General features: G+C 64.9%; 17 protein-coding genes. 12 read left to right on the forward strand and 5 right to left on the reverse strand.

Translation table 11 applies throughout. The features are described 5' to 3' along the window. Window positions 1–52 precede the first annotated feature (52 nt). From K9B33_RS02830 to K9B33_RS02855, 6 genes are all read left to right on the forward strand, one after another. On the forward strand, window positions 53–367 hold the full coding sequence (locus tag K9B33_RS02830) for an L-rhamnose mutarotase (protein WP_224546524.1): 315 nt from the start codon (window positions 53–55) through the stop codon (window positions 365–367). Between the two features lie 4 nt (window positions 368–371). After that, the gene (locus tag K9B33_RS02835) at window positions 372–3,371 is read left to right on the forward strand and encodes a glycoside hydrolase family 35 protein (protein WP_224546525.1); all 3,000 of its coding nucleotides are present in this window, start codon (window positions 372–374) and stop codon (window positions 3,369–3,371) included. Between the two features lie 5 nt (window positions 3,372–3,376). Next, window positions 3,377–4,492 carry a glycoside hydrolase family 105 protein gene (locus tag K9B33_RS02840; protein ID WP_224546526.1) on the forward strand — a complete coding sequence of 372 codons (1,116 nt, stop codon included), beginning with the start codon at window positions 3,377–3,379 and terminating at the stop codon, window positions 4,490–4,492. A gap of 86 nt (window positions 4,493–4,578) precedes the next feature. Further along, window positions 4,579–6,093: an MFS transporter gene (locus K9B33_RS02845; RefSeq protein ID WP_224546527.1), complete on the forward strand. Its 1,515-nt coding sequence runs from the start codon at window positions 4,579–4,581 to the stop codon at window positions 6,091–6,093. After that, complete coding sequence (locus K9B33_RS02850; protein ID WP_224546528.1) at window positions 6,090–7,055, forward strand: glycoside hydrolase family 43; 966 nt, start codon at window positions 6,090–6,092, stop codon at window positions 7,053–7,055. The genes K9B33_RS02845 and K9B33_RS02850 overlap by 4 nt, the downstream gene beginning before the upstream one ends. 46 nt (window positions 7,056–7,101) lie before the next feature. Then, window positions 7,102–8,151 (forward strand): LacI family DNA-binding transcriptional regulator, encoded by a 1,050-nt coding sequence (locus K9B33_RS02855; protein ID WP_224546529.1) that lies wholly within the window; start codon window positions 7,102–7,104, stop codon window positions 8,149–8,151. 15 nt (window positions 8,152–8,166) lie between these two features. On the opposite strand, the gene rhaT is transcribed toward K9B33_RS02855, so the two are convergent. From rhaT to rhmD, 5 genes are all read right to left on the reverse strand, one after another. Next, window positions 8,167–9,231, reverse strand: coding sequence for an L-rhamnose/proton symporter RhaT (gene rhaT, locus K9B33_RS02860; RefSeq protein WP_224546530.1), 1,065 nt, complete (start codon window positions 9,229–9,231; stop codon window positions 8,167–8,169). Continuing rightward, window positions 9,228–10,130 (reverse strand): amidohydrolase family protein, encoded by a 903-nt coding sequence (locus K9B33_RS02865; protein ID WP_224546531.1) that lies wholly within the window; start codon window positions 10,128–10,130, stop codon window positions 9,228–9,230. The genes rhaT and K9B33_RS02865 overlap by 4 nt, the downstream gene beginning before the upstream one ends. 197 nt (window positions 10,131–10,327) lie before the next feature. Next, on the reverse strand, window positions 10,328–11,077 hold the full coding sequence (locus K9B33_RS02870) for an SDR family NAD(P)-dependent oxidoreductase (RefSeq protein ID WP_224546532.1): 750 nt from the start codon (window positions 11,075–11,077) through the stop codon (window positions 10,328–10,330). Then, entirely contained in the window at window positions 11,074–11,931 is an 858-nt protein-coding gene (locus K9B33_RS02875) for a fumarylacetoacetate hydrolase family protein (RefSeq protein ID WP_224546533.1), read from the reverse strand. Before K9B33_RS02875 ends, K9B33_RS02870 begins: the two co-directional genes overlap by 4 nt. A gap of 25 nt (window positions 11,932–11,956) precedes the next feature. Next, window positions 11,957–13,141, reverse strand: coding sequence for an L-rhamnonate dehydratase (rhmD, locus tag K9B33_RS02880; protein ID WP_224546714.1), 1,185 nt, complete (start codon window positions 13,139–13,141; stop codon window positions 11,957–11,959). Window positions 13,142–13,327: 186 nt separating this feature from the next. Between rhmD and K9B33_RS02885 the strand changes: the two genes are divergently transcribed. The 6 genes from K9B33_RS02885 to K9B33_RS02910 are packed head-to-tail and all read left to right on the forward strand — an operon-like array spanning window position 13,328 to window position 18,722. Continuing rightward, a complete protein-coding gene (locus K9B33_RS02885; protein ID WP_224546535.1) occupies window positions 13,328–14,170 on the forward strand; it encodes an IclR family transcriptional regulator in 843 nt (280 codons plus the stop codon). Between the two features lie 22 nt (window positions 14,171–14,192). Beyond that, window positions 14,193–14,957 (forward strand): SDR family NAD(P)-dependent oxidoreductase, encoded by a 765-nt coding sequence (locus tag K9B33_RS02890; RefSeq protein WP_224546537.1) that lies wholly within the window; start codon window positions 14,193–14,195, stop codon window positions 14,955–14,957. Window positions 14,958–14,993: 36 nt separating this feature from the next. Continuing rightward, window positions 14,994–15,974 carry an alpha/beta hydrolase gene (locus K9B33_RS02895; RefSeq protein WP_224546539.1) on the forward strand — a complete coding sequence of 327 codons (981 nt, stop codon included), beginning with the start codon at window positions 14,994–14,996 and terminating at the stop codon, window positions 15,972–15,974. Continuing rightward, complete coding sequence (locus K9B33_RS02900; protein ID WP_224546541.1) at window positions 15,971–16,726, forward strand: (Fe-S)-binding protein; 756 nt, start codon at window positions 15,971–15,973, stop codon at window positions 16,724–16,726. Before K9B33_RS02895 ends, K9B33_RS02900 begins: the two co-directional genes overlap by 4 nt. Then, window positions 16,723–18,117: a lactate utilization protein B gene (locus tag K9B33_RS02905; protein ID WP_224546543.1), complete on the forward strand. Its 1,395-nt coding sequence runs from the start codon at window positions 16,723–16,725 to the stop codon at window positions 18,115–18,117. The genes K9B33_RS02900 and K9B33_RS02905 overlap by 4 nt, the downstream gene beginning before the upstream one ends. Next, on the forward strand, window positions 18,114–18,722 hold the full coding sequence (locus K9B33_RS02910) for an LUD domain-containing protein (RefSeq protein WP_224546545.1): 609 nt from the start codon (window positions 18,114–18,116) through the stop codon (window positions 18,720–18,722). The genes K9B33_RS02905 and K9B33_RS02910 overlap by 4 nt, the downstream gene beginning before the upstream one ends. The last annotated feature ends 22 nt before the right edge of the window (window positions 18,723–18,744 follow it).

Here is an 18,744-nt window from a genome sequence, read left to right on the forward strand (position 1 = left end):
TGCTACCAAATATAGGTAGCAAGTTCCACAATATGGATATTACGGAGCGCCGATGTCCATCCACGCCTTCAAGATGCAACTCAAGCCCGGCGTGGTGGACGAGTATCGCAAGCGCCATGATGAAATCTGGCCAGAACTGTCCAACTTGCTGTCGCAGGCGGGCATATATGACTATTCGATCTTTCTGGACGAAGGGACGCTGAGCCTGTTTGCGGTGCTCAAGCTGCGGGACGAGAATCAGCGCGATGCGCTGCCCGGCCATCCGGTGATGCAGCGCTGGTGGGACCATATGGCCCCGCTGATGGAGGTGCAGCCCGGCAACCAGCCCAAGGAATGGCCGCTCCCGCTGCTGTTTCACATGGATTGATCCCATGCGTTCGCTGATCGCCGCCCTGCTGCTCGGCTCCGCCCTGGCTACGCCCCTCCCCGCGCAGGAGGCGAAGCAGACCGCCAATCTGTCCGCGCCCGTGAAGCGCTTTGGCCGCGTGTCGTATGACGCGCGATCGCTGATGGTGGACGGCCAGCGGCTGGTGATCTGGGGCGGCGAATTCCACCCCTTCCGCCTGCCGTCGCCCGACCTGTGGCGCGACATTCTCCAGAAGATGAAGGCGGGCGGCTTCAATACGGTCGCCCTCTATTTCGACTGGGGCTATCACAGCCCGAAACAGGGCGTGTATGATTTCAGCGGTATCCGCGACATCGACCGGCTGCTGACCATGGCGGAAGAGGAAGGCCTCTACGTCATCACCCGCGCCGGTCCCTATGTGAATGCCGAATTGTCGCGCGGCGGCTTTCCCGGCTGGCTGGTCAACCAGCGCGCCCGCGCCCGCACCGACGATCCCGCCTATCTGGCTGCCGTGGACGAATGGCTGACCCAAGTCGATGCGATCGTCGCGAAGCATCAGATCAATGCCGATCCCAGCCGCCGCTATGGCGTCATCCTGCACCAGATCGAAAATGAGCTGGCGCTGACCACCCCGGCGCAGCGCCGCTACATGGACCATCTGGCCGCCAAGGCGCGGGCCGATGGCATCACCATACCGCTGTTCCATAATGATCAGGGCCGCAACGGATATTGGACGCCCGAAAGCAGCAAGATCGACAAGGTCGTGACCGGCCCCAACGACCTCTATGCGTTCGACGGCTATCCCGGCGGCACCTGCACGGTCGAGGGCAAGCCGACCCGCGATGTCGCCGCGCCCGACTGGGGCTATTATGGTCCCGGCGGGGCGAAGGGCGGCGCATCCGCTTCCCCCGACACCCCCGGCTTCCTGGCGGAGTTCGGTGGCGGCTGGTTCGACTATTGGGGATCGAACGGCGGCTATGCCTGCAACGCGATCCAGCGCGGCAAGCGCTTCCAGCGGGTCTTCTACGGCACCAACCTCGCCAACGGGATCGGCATCCAGAGCTTTTACATGACCTATGGCGGCACCAGTTGGGGCTGGTTGCCCGCGCCGGTGGTGTTCACCAGCTATGATTATGGCGCCGCCATCTCCGAACCGCGCGCACTGCGCGAAAAGGCGCTGGAGATGAAGCAGTTGGGCGGGCTGATTGCGTCAGTCCCCGACCTGGCGGGGATGATCCCGGCTGGCGCGGTGGAGATTTCCTCGCCCAATATCCAGATTTACCACAATAAAAACCCGGAGACGGATGCGCGCTTCCTGATGGTGGCGCACAAGCCGTCCAACGGGCAGACCAGCGACGTCTTCCGCTTCACCGCCGACCTGCCCGACGGCCGCTATAGCGTGCCGATGCAGTTGAACGGCTTCGACGCCAAATGGCTCGTTGCCGGCGTGACGCTGGGCGGGCAGCGGCTGGTCTATTCGACCTCCGAACTCCAGTCCGCGCAGGTGATGGACGGGGCGGACCTCATGCTGTTCTACGGCCGCGCCGGGGAACCGGGGGAGACGGTGCTGCGCTATGCCTCCGCCCCGAAAGTGACGGTGCTGGAAGGCAGCGCCACCAGCGCCTTCGACGCGGCGAAGGGTGACCTCAAGCTCGATTACAGCCATCAGGGCCGCGCCGTGCTGCGGATCGAAGGCGGCGGACGACCGCCGCTGACGCTGATACTCGCCGACGAAGCCGAAGGCGCCCGCTACTGGCGGCAGGAGGACGCGCTGGTGCGCGGCCCGGCGCTGGTGCGCAGCGCTAAGGTCAAGGACGGCACGCTGGCGCTGACCGGCGATACGGCCGAGGCCAGCCCGCTCGCAATCTGGGCGCCCAAGGCGGTCCGCGCGGTCACATGGAATGGCGCAAAGGTTGCGACGAAAGCCGGGGTTGCGGGCAGCTACACCGCCTTGCAGCCGCTGGCCGGGCCAGCCGACATCGCCTTGCCCGCCTTGACCGACTGGCGCGTCGCCAAGGGGGCACCCGAAGCCGACCCCGCCTTCGACGACGGCGCATGGCAGGCGATCGACAATCGCCCCTCCGCCAGCATCACGGCGCGGCCCGACGGCCAGCCCAACATGGGCATGGACGCCTATGGCTTCCATGACGGCGACGTCTGGTATCGCGGCCGCTTTACCGGCACGCCCGACGCCAGGACGCTTTCGCTCTATTATGGCGCGGGTGGATCGGGGCTGGTGCAGGCCTGGGTCGACGGCCAGTTCCTGGGCGAAGGCGAAACGCCCGCAGGCCTGCCACGCCCCATCACCACCGGCACGGCGCGCTTCGCCCTGCCCGCCGGTGCGCGATCGGGCGAGTATGTCGTCTCCGTCATGGTGCGCAATAACGGCCATAATTGGGATCTGGACAGCGACGATTTCCACAAGGAAGCGCGCGGCCTGATCTCCGCCTCGCTCGAGGGGGGACCGGGCGGACGCAGCTTCGCCGTGCCGATCGCATGGAAGATCCAGGGTAAACAGGGCGGCGAAAACCTGCCTGACGTCGCCCGCGGTCCCGCCAATAATGGCGGCCAATATGGCGAGCGGATGGGCTGGCACCTGCCGGACTTCGACGACAGCGCATGGGCCAGGTCCAGCGTGCCCGCGACGCAGGCGCAGGCGGGCACCAACTGGTATCGCACCGCCTTCAATCTCGCCGTGCCCAAGGGCCAGGACGCGACCATCGCGCTCAGTTTCAGCGACGCCAGGATAGCGCGCTCGCCGGTTCGCTATCGCGTGCTGATCTTCGTCAACGGCTGGAACATGGGCCAGTTCATCGCCCATGTCGGCCCGCAACGGACCTTCCCCATCCCCGAAGGCATCCTCAACCACCGGGGCCGCAATCATGTCGCGCTGGCCGTCACATCCGATGGCCAGCCGGGCGACGCGCTGGAAAGCGTGCGCCTCGTTACCCTTCATACCGTGAAAGGCGGTCTGCCAGTGCAGATGGTTGCCGCGCCAAACGCACCTTCAGATCTCAAGGAGTAATTTCAGTGGCCGCTCTCTCTCATGACGTCCCTCGCCCGCAGGTGATCGACGCCATCGATCGCCTGATGGACAATCTCGTCAATATCCAGGACGAGACCGGCGAATTCCTGCTCCATCTGGACGATGGGCGGATCATAGACACCAAGGGCTGGGCCGGATGGGAATGGACCCATGGCGTCGGCCTGTTCGGCATGTGGCGCTATTATGAGCAGACCGGCGACGCCAGGGCGCTGGCGATCATCAAACAATGGTTCGAGGATCGCTTCGCCGAAGGCACCCCGACCAAGAATATCAACACGATGGCTCCCTTCATCACGCTCGCCTACCTCTATGAGCATGAGCCGGACCCGCGCTACATTCCCTATCTCGATAGCTGGGCGGAATGGCTGATGGCCCCCGACGGTCTGCCCAAGACGCAGGAAGGCGGGTTCCAGCATATCGTCTATAATGACGAGAATCCGGGCGAGCTGTGGGACGACACGCTGATGATGTCGGTGCTGCCGCTGGCCAAGATCGGCTTGCTGCTGAACCGCCCGGCCTATATCGAGGAAGCCAAGCGCCAGTTCCTGGTCCACATCAAATATCTGTTCGATACGAAGACGGGCCTGTGGTTCCACGGCTGGGACTTCAATGGCCGCCATAATTTCGCGCAGGCGCTGTGGGCGCGCGGCAATTGCTGGGTGACGATCGCGATCCCCGAGATCATCGAGATTCTGGACCTGCCCGAAGGCGATTTCTTCCGCACCTTCCTGATCGACACGCTGGCGGCGCAGGTGAAGACGCTGAGCGAAACGCAGGATGCCGACAGCGGCCTGTGGCACACGCTGATCGTCGATCCGACCAGCTATCTGGAGGCGTCGGCTACCGCCGGCTTCGCCTATGGCATATTGAAGGCGGTGCGGAAGGGCTATCTGCCGCGCGCCTATGAGGAGGTGGGGATCAAGGCCGTGCAGGGCGTGCTCGCCAATATCGATGAAGCGGGCGAGTTGCAGCAGGTCAGCTTCGGCACCGCGATGGGCGACACCCAGCAATTCTACAAGGATATCGCGCTCACCTCCATGCCCTATGGCCAGAGCCTGGCCATCTGCGCGCTGGGTGAATTCCTGCGCACCTATATCTGACGCAGGCGGACGCGGACGGCGGCGATCATGGAAGGAGCGTCGCCGTCCGCGGACCAACAATGATAAGATGGGCTGAGGAGCCGAACATGCCTGAAGCAGCGCCGATCCGACCCGTCCGCTTGCCCAATTATCTCGCCTATGGCTCCAACGATGTGCTGGGTGCGGGGTCGATGGCGGTCATTTCGGGCTGGGTGCTGATCTTCTACACCCAGTTTTGCGGCCTGAGCGCAGGTCAGGCGGCGACGATCTTCGCCGTGGCCCGCATCCTCGACGCCTTCGCCTCGCCGATGATCGGCTATATCTCCGATCATTTCGGATCGACCTGGCTTGGTCGCACATTCGGCCGCCGCCGCTTCTTCATCCTCGCCGCCATCCCGCTGCTGCCGAGCTTCGCGCTGATGTGGCTGCCCGGGCAAGGATTCTGGTACTATCTCGTCAGCTATGTGCTGTTCGAACTGGTCTATGCGATGGAGATCATCCCGTTCGAGACGCTCGCCGCCGAAATGTCGAGCGACTATCGCACCAAGGCCAAATTCGCGGGATCGCGCATCCTCTTCGGCCAGGCGTCGGCGATCCTGGCGGGCTTCCTGCCGCTCTGGCTGATCAACGCGCTGGGCCGGGACAGCGCCGACACCTTCTTCTATATGGGCCTGATCTTCGCCGCCCTGTTCATGGTGACTGCGGGGCTGCTCTATTTGTTCAGCTGGGAACGGCATATGCCGGGTGGACCGGCGGTAGCCGCCGAAAGGCTGGCGGCCGGCGGCGCAGGGCAGGCGTTGAGCGCGCTCTATCGCAACATCTTCTCGACCATGCGCATTCGCGCCTTTCGCCTGCATCTGGGCATGTATCTGGGCGGCTATATCAGCCAGGATATTTTCAACGCGACCTTCACCTTCTTCGTCATCTTCGCGCTGTCGGGATCGATGGGACAAGCATCGGGGCTGCTGGGGACGATGTATATCGTCCAGTTCGTGGCGGTGATCATCGCCATCAACCTGGCGCTGCGCGCGTCCCCCAGCCGCGCCTATCAGGTCGCCGCCGCCGATTTTGCGGTGGGGGTGTTCGCCCTGATCGGCCTGTGGCTGCTCGGCGTGCCGGCCACCTCCCCCTGGATATGGGCGCCGATCATTTTGGCGGGGCTGGGGCGCGGCGCGCTCAACTATATTCCCTGGGCCACCTATAATTATATGGCTGACGTCGACGAGATCGTGACCGGTCAGCGGCGCGAGGGCAGCTTCGCCGGGGTCATGACCTTCGTGCGCAAGGCGACCCAGGCCGCCGCGGTCGCGGGCGTGGGCTTCATCATGCAGGCGGGTGGCTTCATATCGGGCGCGCCGGTGCAAAGCCATGGCGCGATTCTCACCATGGCGCTGCTGCTGGGGATAGGAACGGTCGGCTGCCTGATGTTCGGCCTGTGGGTGTCGAGACGCTTCCGCCTGAGCCCCGCGACCCACGACATATTGATGCGCGAGATCGAGCATCTGCGCAGCGGCGCGCGCACGCCCAGTTCGCCCGGCGCGGCGCTGGTGGTCGAGGATCTGTCGGGGTGGCGCTACGACCAGCTATGGGGCAATAATCCGGTCGCGGGATTGGCGCGATGATCGGCGCGCTGCTGCTCATCGGCGCCGCGGCCAGCGGTCCCGTCGCGCCCAAGCCGCTGTTCCGCGATCCGGTGCATGACGGCGCGGCCGATGCTTCGACCGTGCGCGACACGCGGAGCGGCGAATGGGTCATGTTCTACACCAATCGCCGCGCCGACCTTCCGCCAGAAGACCCGAAGGACTCGCGCTGGGTGCATGGCACCGCAATCGGCGTCGCGCGGTCGAAGGATGGCGCGCGCTGGACCTATGGCGGAACTGCCGACATTCCCAAAAGCTGCACCGGCGACACGCTGTGGGCGCCCGAGGTGCAATGGCTGGCGGGACAATGGCATATGTGGCTGACGGTGGTGCCGGGCGTCTATCGCGACTGGAACGCGCCACGCTTCATCGTCCATCTGACCAGCTCGGACCTGACGCGCTGGACTTGCGGCGAGCGGCTCGACCTCGGCTCCGACCGGGTGATCGATGCCAGTATAATGGCGTTGCCGGGCGGCGGTTATCGCCTCTTCTTCAATGACGAGCGGATGAACAAGGCGATCCGTGCCGCCGACAGCGACGATCTGGTCCACTGGACGGTCGGCGAGCGGTTGACGGAAACGCCGGGGGAAGGCCCCAAGGCATTTCGCTGGAAGGGACGATACTGGCTGATATCCGACGCATGGCAAGGATTGCTGGTGATGCGATCCGACGATGCGGCGCACTGGACGACGCAGCCGGGTCATATATTGAGTCAGCCCGGTATTCATCCGACCGATCGGGCCAAGGGCCAGCATCCCGACATCATCGTGGCGGGCGAGCGCGCCTATATCATCTATTTCGTCCATCAGGAGGGCGAGGATGAAGCGAAGGCCAATCCCGACTGGAAGCGGCGCAGCGCATTGCAGATCGCCGAGTTGAAGGAAAAGGACGGGGTCGTCAGCGTAGACCGCAACGCGCCGGCGCGGGTCCGGCTGACGCCCTGAATCCCGGCGATTTTCCTTGGCCGTAAAAGCGGCTAGGGAAGAGGGGATGCAGAAAAGCGATCCCAAGAAGAAGCCGCCCACGATCAAGGAAGTCGCCGCCAGCGCGGGCGTTTCGGTCATGACCGCGTCGCGCGCGGTCAACGGCAAAGCGCTGGTCAGCGCCAAAGCGCGGCGCGCGGTCGAACTGGCGGTCAAGGAACTGGGCTATATCCCCAATGCGTCGGCCCGCGCGCTGGCCGGCAGCGCCGACCGGCGGGTCGCGCTGTTGCACAGCAACTCGACCACGTCCGCTTATCTGGGGGAATTGTTGCTGGGTGCGCTGGGCGAAGCACCGCAGCGACACCTGCATCTGGTGGTCGAACAGTGCGCGCCCGGCGCCTTCGCGGAAGAAATCGTCGAGCAGGTTGCCCATGCCAATGTCGCCGGCGTGATCCTGCCACCACCCTTGTGCGATTGGCCGGAGTTGATCGCCGGACTGACGGCGCGCGATATCGCCATCGTCGCAATCGCGCCGGACCAGGACGAGCCGGACATGCTGGCGGTGGGCACCGACGACCGCCACGCCGCCTATGACCTGACCCGGCATCTCATCGAACTGGGGCATCGGCGCATCGGTTTCATAGAGGGCAATGTGCGCCACCGGTCGAGCGCGCGGCGGTTGCAGGGATTTCGCGATGCGCTGCTCCATCATGGGCTGGAGCATGACGACCAGCTTGTCGTGCCGGGCGACTATAGCTATCGGTCGGGGCTGGACGCGGCCGAGCGGCTGATGAGCCTAGAGGCGCGGCCCAGCGCGATCTTCGCCTGCAACGACGACATGGCCGCCGCGGCAATCACCGTCGCGCACCAGCGCCGGATCAATGTGCCGGCCGAGATCAGCATCTGCGGTTTCGACGATACGCCGCTGGCGAGCGCGATCTGGCCGGCGCTGACCACCATCCGCCAGCCGATCCGTGACATGAGCCGCGAGGCGATCGGGCTGCTGGCGATGCGCTTCCGCAGCCAGGATGAAGGGGCGGACGGAGTCATCGGCAAGGTGAAGCTGGACTATCAGCTGATCCGCCGCCAGTCGGACGCGGTGCCGGCCCGGCATTGACGCCGGGCCGGACCATCAGACGGCGAGGCGATTGCCGTAGCCGATGATGAGGGTAGCGAAGATCAGCAGGCCGACCCCGCTCCACACCATGCGGCGGACGGCAGGGGCGGCGTCCTTCCACTCCCTGAACGCGAAGCCCCAGCAGGTACCGAAGATGATGATCGACGCCATGTGCAGCGTCCAACTGGAAAAGCCGAAACGGCCCATCTGGCTTTCCCCCATCGTGTAGAAGAAGAACTGGAAATACCAGGCGGTGCCAGCCAGCGCGCAAAGCAGGAAATTGGGCAGCAGTGCCGGCCTCTGTCCACTGGCGTCGGACGCGCCCACCCATTGGCCCGCCGACCTGTTCTTGGCGATCAGCCAGCCGCACCAGAGCGCGTTGGTGATGAGGCCGCCGAACATGACGATACACAGGGTCGGGAGACCGACCCAGAGCGGCCCGGTGCCCGCGGCGCGGCTGAGTTCGTTCACCGGCTGTCCCGCTGCCAGACCGAAGGCGAAGCAGGAGGACATGATGCCGGAGAAGATGGCAACGGCGATGCCCTTCCTGAAATCGAACTCGGCGACGGCGGCGGCCTTCTGTTCGGGCGACAGCGCCTCATCCTTGCGCGCGCCGGCCATGGCGACGACGATGATGCCGAGCAGGGTGACGGCCAGACCCAGCAGCACGATCTTGCCATGCAGGGTGCCGACGATCTCCGTCATGAAGCTGCCGTCGACGATCGGCGGGATCAGCGTGCCAAAGACGGTGCACAGGCCCAGCACCACCGCCATGCCGAGCGACAGGCCCAGATAGCGCATGGTCAGGCCATAGGTCAGGCCGCCAAAGCCCCAGAGGAAACCGAAAAAGACGCACCAGCCGACGACCGAGGACGGCACCTGTCGCATCACGCCCATCAGGTCGCTGGTCTGGATGGAGGCGAAGAACCAGGGTGCGATCACCCAGGAGAAGATACCGCCGGTGAGCCAGAAGATTTCCCAGTTCCAGCGCTTCACGCCACGATAGGGAACGTAGAAGCTGGCCGAGGCCAGGCCGCCCAACCAGTGGAACAGCACGCCGAGCAATGGATTTCCGATCATAGGTCAAGTCCCAGGCGATAGAGGCGGTTGGCGTTGCCGGCGAAGAGTGCGCGGCGGTCGGTATCGGGCAGGTCCGCGACGATGGCGTGATAGGCGTCCATGTAGCGGTCGATCGGGCCGAACAGCTTGTCGGTCGGGGTGTCGCTGGCAAAGGCGCAGCGATCGGGGCCGAAGAGATCGATGGTCTGGCGGACCAGCGGTTCGATCGTCTCGCGGGTCCAGTCGCGACGGATGAAGCCCATGCCCGACAGCTTGACCGCGACATGGGGCAGCGCGGCGAGCGCCTTCATGCCCCTGCGCCAGTCCTCCAGACCATCGACATCGGTCAGGACCGGCATGCCCATATGGTTGATGATGACCGGAATGTCGGGATGGCGCGCGATCAGCGCAGCGAGGCCCGGCATTTGTCCCGGATAGCATTGCAGGTCGAAGGACAGTCCATGCTTGGCCAGCAACGCATAGCCCGCCTGCCATTGCGGATCGACGGTCAGGTCGACCGAACCATAGGTGCGCCGGGGATCATGGTGCCAGTTGACGATATGGCGGATGCCCTTGACCCGCGGGTGCGCCGCCTGGGCGGCGAGCAGGGCATCGACATCGGGATCGTCGAGGGCGGCGAAGGCGACGAAGCCGGTGGGGAGGCCTTCGACCACGGCGAGGCCGTCGAGCCACTGGGTTTCGCGCAAGGCGCTGTGCGCCGCGGCACCGGCATCGACATGGACCGCGCCGACGACATTCCAGCGAGCAAGGTCGGCGCGGTATTGCGCGACGCCATAGTCATGAGCGATTGCTTCGACGCTGCCGTTCGGTCCGTCGTCGGAGAAAGGAGCGCTCAGCCAGTCGTAGCGGATATGTTTGAGATCCCACAGGTGGATATGGGCATCGACAAAGGGGATCATCGACCTCTCCGGTAAAGGGCGCTGGATGCGCCGCATGGGGCTATTGGCCAGAGACATCCGCCACGCCCATGGCGCAGGCCGAACCGAGCAGGACGGTCAGCATCGCGCGGCGGTCATGGATCGGCGTCAACGGCATCTCTCCCCGATCGAAGCGGCGCGCTGGCTCTGGGACCAGTCGCGCCGCGCAACTTCTCATATCAGAAAGTGGTGCGCCCCCCCGACGTGTCGAAGGTCGACGCGGTGGTGAAGCTGCATTCCTCGCTGGCCATGAAGCAGACCATGGCCGCCGATTCCTCGACCAGACCGAGCCGGCCCATCGGGATTTTCGAGCGCATATAGTCGACCTGGCTTTGCGGCAGTTGGGCGAGAATCGGGCTTTCGAAGGTCGCGGGGGTCAGCGCGTTGGCGATGACACCCTTGCCTGCCAGTTCCTTGCCAAGGCTCTTGGTGAAGCCGATCACGCCTGCCTTGCTCGCAGAATAGGCGCTGGCGTTGGGATTGCCCTCTTTACCCGCGACCGAGGCGAGATTGACGATCCGGCCATAGCCGTTTTCGAGCAGGAAGGGCGCGACTTCCCGGTTGCAGTAGAAAAGGCCATTGAGGTTGATGTCGATCACCCGCTGGAAGCTGTCGACCGGATAGTCCCAGACCGTCGCGGTCGCGCCGGTGATGCCGGCCGAGCAGATGAGGATATCGACCTTGCCCAGCGCGGCGGCGGTTTCCTTCGCGGCGGCGGCGACGGCGGCATAGTCGCTGACGTCGAGCGCCACGGCATGCGCTGCACCGATCTCGGCGCTGGTGGCCGCGAGCACATCGGGATTGAGATCCCATAGCGCCACCTGACCGCCTTCGGCGACGATGCGCGCGGCGACCTGCTTGCCCAGGCCCGACGCACCGCCGGTGATGATCGCGTTGCGGCCTGCGAAACGGCCGGCATAGACGCTCATCCGAGCACCACGTCGCCGAGGTGACGCCATTCCGATACCTGCTGCTTCTGGGTGCCGAGCCTGGCGATGCCCAGTTCCATGACGTCGCCGGCCTTCAGATAAATGGCGTCGGGCTTCTTGCCCTCGCCCACGCCCGGCGGGGTGCCGGTGATCATCAGGTCGCCCGGATAGAGCGTGACATATTCACTGACATAGGCAATCAACTGCGCGACGTTGAAGATCATCGTCTTCGTGTTGCCGGTCTGCATCCGCTCGCCATTGACGTCGAGATACATGTCCAGATCCTGCGGGTCGCCGACCTCATCGGGTGTCACCAGCCAGGGACCGACGGGGCAGAAAGTGTCATGCCCCTTGCCCTTGCTCCACTGGGTGCCACGCTGCTTCTGGTTGAAACGTTCCGATACGTCGTTGACGAGGGTGTAGCCCGCGACCTTCGACAGGGCGTCCTCTTCGCTGACGAAGCGGCAGGTTTCGCCGATCACCACGCCCAGTTCGACTTCCCAGTCGCCATGGGTGCTGTTCCTGGGCAACATCACTTCGTCGTTCGGGCCGTTCAGCGACGACAGCGCCTTCATGAACATGACCGGCTCGGTCGGGATCGGCAGGTTCGATTCGATCGCATGATCCTCATAATTGAGACCGATGGCGACGATCTTGCCGATGCCCTTGACCGGCACGCCGTAGCGGGGTTCGCCCTCGACGATCGGGAGCGAAGCGATGGCGGCGGCCTTGGCGGCGGCCAGCGTTGCGACGGTCAATTCGGGGACGACGCCCGACAGATCGCGGATGTTGCCATCGGTATCGATGACGCCGGGCTTTTCCTGGCCAGGCTGGCCGAAACGAACGAATTTCATGGGATCAGTCTCTCTTTTACGGCAATCAATGGGTATAGGGGCGGTGCATCGCGATGTCGGGGTTGAGGTCGACGCCGAAGCCGGGCTTGTCGAGCGCGCTCACCTTCAGGCGGCCATTTTCCGGCACGGGTTCGCCCAGCAATTGCGGATGGAACATCGGCACCACTTCGGTCGGCCCCGGATGCATCATCAGGAACTCGGCAAAGGGCGAGTTGTGGCGGGTGATGACGAAATGATAGCTGTAGACCGACGATCCATGCGGCACGACCATCTTGCCATGGGCGTCGGCGAGCGCGCTGATCTTCAGCAATTCGGTGACGCCGCCGCACCAGCCGACGTCGGGCTGGACGATGTCGCAGCAGTCCATTTCCAGCAACATGCGGAAGCCCCAGCGGGTCGCCTCATGCTCGCCGGTGGTGACCAGCATCCCCTTGGGCACGTTGCGCTTGAGCTGTTGATAGCCCCAATAATCGTCCGGGCTGATCGCCTCCTCGATCCATTTGAGGCCAAGGTCGTGCGCGACGATGGCGAGGCGGGTGGCATAATCGACGTCGAGCGCCATCCAGCAATCCCACATCAGCCAGAAATCCTCGCCCACCTTCGCGCGCATGTCGGCCAGTTCGGCGATATTCTTCTTCAGGCCCTCGACACCCTCGGCAGGGCCGTGGTGCAGCGCCATCTTGCCGCCGATGAAGCCGAATTCCTTCGCCTTGTCGGGCCGCGCGCCGGTGGCGTAGAATTGCAGTTCGTCGCGCACCGCGCCGCCCAGCAGATGATAGACCGGCTCCTGCCGCAGCTTGCCGAGCAAATCCCAGAGCGCGAGGTCGACACCGGAAATCGCGTTCACGACCAGACCCTTGCGCCCATAATATTGGGTCGAGAAATACATCTGATCCCAGATCTTCTCATAATCGGTCGGCGAGCGGCCTTCCAGGAAGCGGGCGAGATGCTTTTCCACGATATAGGCGGCCGGTTCGCCGCCGGTCGTTACCGCGAAACCGACGGTGCCGTCCTCCGCCTCGATCTCCACGACCAGCGTACCCAGCACGTTGATCCCGAAGCTCTGCCGCGACTGGCGATATTCGGGATATTTCGACATCGGCGTCGCGATATGGTCGTCGATCCAGTGGCCTTCGCCCTGGTCATGATAATCCGCCCCGCCGCCGCGCACGGTGAAGGCACGGACATGCTTGATCTTCGGCAACGTCACGATCGGCACGCATACACTCCCTGAGTCACGCCGATGCCCAATATGTGGGAATATTCGGCAGAAAATTTCAACATATGATAAAAAACCGATAAAGTTGGATCTGGGGAGGAGTTTGATCGCAAGAATCAATGCCCAGCCTCTCCATCACCCTTGTTTTTCTCATTTTGTGGGATAGAGTGTTATTAGATGAGACAGAAAACGTCAAACCCGGAATCGGACGCACCGGAAAATTTGGGGCGAGAGGAAAAGGCGAAGGCGGGCGGGTCGCAGACCTTGCAGCGCGGGCTGGACCTGCTCGACCAGGTGATCGATGGCCCGATCAAGCTGGCCGACCTGTCGGAGCGGATGGGGCTGACGCGCTCGACCACGCATCGGCTGGCCAACGCCATGGTAGAGCGCGGCTTCCTGACCTTCCTACCGCGCGAGGGCTATCAACTGGGGCCGAAGCTGCTGCAACTCGGCTTTCTGGCGCAATCGCAGGCCGATGTGGTGCAGATCGCCCGGCCGCATCTGGAGGCGCTGGCCGCGGCGAGCGAGGATGTCGTGCATCTGGGCCGGCTCGATGGCGACCAGGCGCTCTATCTCGACAAGATTCCCGGCCGCCGCCGCGTGGAGATCAGTAGCCGCATCGGCGACCGCCATCCGCTGACCTCCACGGGCCTGGGCAAGGCGCTGCTGATCGACGACGCGGAGGCGAATTGGCGCAGGCTGTTCGACGCAGACCAGGCCACCGGCACCCACCAGCAGGACTATGACGGCTGGCTGGAGCGGATGCGCGCCTATGCCGCCGCGGGCCGCGCATTCGACCTGGAAGAGAATGAAGACCAGATACGCTGCGTCGCCGCGCCGATCCGCGATGCGTCGGGCGCGATCATCGCCGCCATCAGCCTGTCGAGCGCCGCCCAATATATGGACGACGATCGCATGGCGGCGCTGAGCGAGGATGTCCGCGCCGCCGCGCACAAGGTCAGCGCCGATCTGGGCTGGACCCCCGGCGTCAAATCCCCCCGCCGCCCGGCGCGGCGCTAACCATCGAAGGAAAATCCGCCCCATGAAGCTGCTTGAAGGCAAGACCGTCCTCGTCACCGGCGCATCGACCGGCATCGGCCGCGCCGCCGCCATCGGCGCGGCCCGGCACGGCGCCGATGTCGTCATCAACTATGCGAACAGCGATGGTCCAGCCGCAAGCTGCGTGACCGAGATCGAGGCGCTCGGCCAGCGCGCCATCGCAGTGAAGGGCGACGTCGCCGATCCGCAGACCGCGCAGGATTTCGTGGCAAAGGCGGTCGAAGCGTTCGGCAAGGTCGACGTGATGGTGAGCAATGCAGGCATCTGCCCCTTCCACGCGTTTCTGGACATGCCGGTCGATGTGGTGGAGCGGACCTTCAGGGTGAATTTGCATGGCGCCTATTTCATGGTGCAGGCGGCGGCACAGCAGATGGTGAAACAGGGTCATGGCGGGTCGATCGTCGCAGTATCCTCCATCTCGGCGCTGGTCGGCGGCGAGTTCCAGACCCATTACACCCCGACCAAGGCCGGCGTACATTCGCTGATGCAGTCCACGGCGATTGCGCTGGGCAAGCATGGCATCCGCTGCAACAGCGTGCTGCCCGGCACCATTTTGACCGAGATCAACAAGGATGATCTGGCCGATGTCGAGAAGCGTCAATATATGGAGGCGCGCACGCCGCTCGGTCGCCTTGGGGCGCCGGAGGATCTGGCCGGGCCGATCGTTTTCCTGGCGTCGGACATGGCCGCCTATGTCACCGGCGCTGCGCTGCTGGTGGACGGCGGCATGTATGTGAATCTGCAATAGGCGCGTCGTGCCGCTGCTGGAAGGGGCCGACTGGCCATGAACCCGATCGACCGCCGCACCCTGATCGCCGGCGCCATGGCGAGCGCCGGACTGGCCAGTCCGGCATTGGGCCAGACGGTGAAGACCGGTCCCTTCCCGCTGCCCGCGGGGTTCGAACGTTTCCCGATCTGGCCGGACCGGGCGCCCGGCGGCGATACCGTCCAGGTGCAGGAGGTTGAGACGCTGCGCCAGCCCGACAGCGGCCCGGACGATGGCGTCTTCGCCCATGTCGTGACGCCCACTCTGACGCTGCTGCGGCCGGAGAATCCCAATGGCGCGGCGATATTGCTGATCCCCGGCGGAGGATATAGCCGGGTCGCCATCGGTCATGAGGGATATGATGTGGCCCGGCGCTTCGCGGAGGCGGGCTATGCCTGCTTCTCGCTGCTCTACCGCCTGCCCGGCGACGGATGGGCGGCGGGAGCGGAGGCCCCGTTGCAGGATGCCCAGCGCGCGCTGCGGCTGGTGCGGGCGCTAAGTGTCCGCGAGCGCTTCGAGGCGAACCGGGTCGGGGTGATGGGCTTTTCGGCGGGTGGGCATCTCGCCGCCTGGCTCACCAGCCGCGCGCCGGTGGAGAGCTACAAGCCGGTCGATTCCGCCGACCGGGAGCCGATCAAGGCGGCGGTCGCGGCCTATCTCTACCCCGTCATTCAGATGGAGGGCCCGTTCGTCCATCAGGGATCGCGTACCCAGTTGCTGGGCGCTGATCCCTCGCCAGCGCGGATGCGTGCCTATTCGCTCGACCAGGATGTGAGCGCAGACACGCCGCCGGTGTTCCTGGCCCATGCGATCGACGATCCTGCCGTGCCGGTCGAGAACAGCCTGGCGATGCTGGCGGCGCTGCGCGCACGCAAGATAGCGGCCGAATGCCATTTGTTCGAAAATGGCGGCCATGGCTTCGGGCTGGCCGCCTCGCCCGCCGCGCCCGCGCCCTGGCCGGACCTGTTCCTCGATTTCGCGAAACGCCACATAATATGACCAAAAACGTCGCCCTTTTCGTCACCTGCCTTGTCGACATGATGCGGCCGCGCATCGGGTTCGCCGCGATCCGCGCGCTGGAGGCGGCAGGGTGCGCCGTGGTCGTGCCCGAGGGGCAGACCTGCTGCGGCCAACCCGCGCTCAACAGCGGCGACCGGGACCATGCCGCTGCGCTGGCGAAGCAGACGATCGCAGCGCTGGAACCTTATGAAGCTGTCGTCATCCCGTCCGGCTCCTGCGCAGGGACGATCCGCTGCCACTATCCCGAGATTTTCGCGCATGACCCCGTCTGGCTGCCGCGGGCGCAGGCGGTGGCGGCGAAGACATGGGAGGTCATGGCCTATCTCGACCAGATTTGCGGCTGGAAGCCCCAGGGCGTCAGCGTCGACGCAAGGGCGACCTATCATGATAGCTGTTCGGGACTGCGCGAACTGGGTATCAAGGCGCAGCCGCGCCGGCTGCTCAGGACCATCGACGGCCTGACCTTCGCGCCCTTGGCCGGCGAGGAGACATGTTGCGGCTTCGGCGGCACCTTCTGCGTCAAATATCCCGCCATTTCCAACGCGATCGTCGGCGAGAAAGCGGACGCGATCGAAGCGACCGGGGTCGACCTGCTGCTGGCAGGCGATCTGGGCTGCCTGATGAACATCGCGGGGAAGCTGCATCGCAAGGGCAGCAAGGTGCGCGCCTATCATGCGATCGAACTGATCGCCGGCATGGGCGACGGGCCGGCGATCGGAGAAGAGGCGTGAGCGGTTTCAAGGAGCGCGCCGATGCGGCGCTGGCTGATCCGATCCTCAAGATCGCGGTCGAACGCACGGCGGGCACGGCCGAGACGAAGCGTATGATCGCCATCGACGCCTTTCCCGATTTCGAGGCCGCACGAACTCGCGCCGCAGCAATCAAGGACCATGTGATCGCCCATTTGGGCGCGTATCTGGAGCAGTTCGAGGCGAATGCGATCGCTGCGGGAGCAAAGGTGCATTGGGCCGAAACCGCCGACGAAGCCTGCAAGATCGTCATCGATATCTGCAAGGCGGCGGGCGCAGGGAGCGTCGCGCGATCCAAATCGATGCTGGGCGAGGAAATCGGCCTGCCCCATGCGCTGGCCGAGGCCGGGATCGACCGCGTCGAAACCGACTTGGCCGAGCATATCATACAGCTGGCCGACGAGCGCCCGTCGCACATCATCTGGCCCGCCATGCACAAGACTCGCGAACAGGTGTCGGCGCTGTTCAAGGCCAGGCATCGCAGTCCGCATGAGGAAGAGACGATCGCCGCCATGGCCGAAAGCGCCCGGCGGGAACTGCGCACGCAGATGCTGGGCGCGGACGTCGGCATATCGGGCGCGAATTTCCTGATCGCGGATAGCGGCGCGATCTGCACCGTCACCAATGAAGGCAATGCCGAACTGTCTTTGGTGCCGCCGCGCGTCCATATCGTAACGGCGGGGATCGAGAAAATCGTGCCGTCCATGCCCCACGCCATCCATATGCTGCGCATGCTGGCGCGTTCGGCGACCGGCGCGGCGCTGACCCAATATACGACCTTCTATACCGGACCGAAGCGCGCGGGCGACCGCGACGGGCCGGACGCGATGCATATCGTGCTGGTCGATAATGGCCGCACAAAAATGCGCGAGGAGGGGCTGGCGGAGATGCTGCGTTGCATCCGTTGCGGCGCGTGCATGAACCATTGTGTCGTGTTTCGCCAGATTGGCGGTCATGCCTATGGCGGCACCTATCCGGGGCCGATGGGCGCGGTGCTGACGCCAGCGCTGGACGGGCTGGCGCCCAATCGCGACCTCGCCCATGTCTGCACCCTCAACGGCAAGTGCCAGGAGGTATGTCCGGTGCGCATTCCGCTGCCCACCCTGCTGAAAGGCTGGCGCGAGAAAAGCTGGCGCGAGGGGCTGGAACCGACGTCGGTCCGCGCAGGGCTGGGCCTGTGGGCCTGGGTCGCCATGCGGCCGCGGCTCTATCGGCTGGGCACCGGCATCGCCGTCCGGGCGCTGCGGCTGCTGGGGACAAAGGGCTGGATCGCGAAACTTCCGCTGGCCGGCGGCTGGACCCGTGATCGCGATATGCCCAAGCCCGCCGCCCGGACCTTCATGGCGCAATATCAGAAGGAACGCCGCCCATGAACACCCGCGGCACGATCCTCGGCCGGTTGAAAGGGCCGGCGCCCGACCGGGCGGAAGCCATGGCGCTGCTGGTCGCGCCCGAGCGTCCGGCAGTGGACGAAACGGCGCTGGAAGCGGAATTTCTCTCCCGGCTCGCCTTGCCCAGTGTCAATGCCAGCCATGACGTCATCAGGGCCATGGCGGACCTGCCCGCCGCCATTGCCCGCTATCTTGCGGAACAGGGTGAAGCGCTCACACTCTGCCTGCCACCCGAACCGCGCCTGAAAGCTATCGACTGGAAGGGGTTCGCCCTCCACGCAAGCGCCACGGCCGACGAAGCCGCCGTCCTCGCCATCGCGCGCAAGGGGATCGCCGAGACCGGATCACTGATTTTCGAGACCAGCCCGACCGCGCCGATGCTGCCCAATTTCCTGGCGCTGCACCATATCGTGCTGCTGGCCGTCCGCGACATCGCGCCCTATCTGGAGGATGCGCCGCTGGCCGGCCCGCAACCCCGCGCCCATTATTGGGTCACCGGCGTATCGGGCACCACCGATATCGAAGGCACCTATGTCCGCGGCGCGCACGGCCCGCGCTTCCTGCATGTCATCCTCTTGCAGAATTGACCGCATGTCGGACCTCAATTCC

It is taken from the genome of Sphingobium sp. 3R8 (genome assembly GCF_020166615.1).
Lineage (GTDB): Bacteria > Pseudomonadota > Alphaproteobacteria > Sphingomonadales > Sphingomonadaceae > Sphingobium > Sphingobium bisphenolicum.

Bases quoted from the DNA above. Each gene is read 5' to 3' on its own strand.
- K9B33_RS02850 (WP_224546528.1), top strand. From the start codon at position 6,090: ATGATCGGCGCGCTGCTGCTCATCGGCGCCGCGGCCAGCGGTCCCGTC.
- K9B33_RS02835 (WP_224546525.1), top strand. From the start codon at position 372: ATGCGTTCGCTGATCGCCGCCCTGCTGCTCGGCTCCGCCCTGGCTACG.
- K9B33_RS02830 (WP_224546524.1), top strand. From the start codon at position 53: ATGTCCATCCACGCCTTCAAGATGCAACTCAAGCCCGGCGTGGTGGAC.
- rhaT (WP_224546530.1), bottom strand. From the start codon at position 9,231: ATGATCGGAAATCCATTGCTCGGCGTGCTGTTCCACTGGTTGGGCGGC.
- K9B33_RS02885 (WP_224546535.1), top strand. From the start codon at position 13,328: ATGAGACAGAAAACGTCAAACCCGGAATCGGACGCACCGGAAAATTTG.
- K9B33_RS02865 (WP_224546531.1), bottom strand. From the start codon at position 10,130: ATGATCCCCTTTGTCGATGCCCATATCCACCTGTGGGATCTCAAACAT.
- K9B33_RS02845 (WP_224546527.1), top strand. From the start codon at position 4,579: ATGCCTGAAGCAGCGCCGATCCGACCCGTCCGCTTGCCCAATTATCTC.
- K9B33_RS02890 (WP_224546537.1), top strand. From the start codon at position 14,193: ATGAAGCTGCTTGAAGGCAAGACCGTCCTCGTCACCGGCGCATCGACC.
- K9B33_RS02900 (WP_224546541.1), top strand. From the start codon at position 15,971: ATGACCAAAAACGTCGCCCTTTTCGTCACCTGCCTTGTCGACATGATG.
- K9B33_RS02870 (WP_224546532.1), bottom strand. From the start codon at position 11,077: ATGAGCGTCTATGCCGGCCGTTTCGCAGGCCGCAACGCGATCATCACC.
- K9B33_RS02895 (WP_224546539.1), top strand. From the start codon at position 14,994: ATGAACCCGATCGACCGCCGCACCCTGATCGCCGGCGCCATGGCGAGC.
- K9B33_RS02875 (WP_224546533.1), bottom strand. From the start codon at position 11,931: ATGAAATTCGTTCGTTTCGGCCAGCCTGGCCAGGAAAAGCCCGGCGTC.
- K9B33_RS02855 (WP_224546529.1), top strand. From the start codon at position 7,102: ATGCAGAAAAGCGATCCCAAGAAGAAGCCGCCCACGATCAAGGAAGTC.
- K9B33_RS02910 (WP_224546545.1), top strand. From the start codon at position 18,114: ATGAACACCCGCGGCACGATCCTCGGCCGGTTGAAAGGGCCGGCGCCC.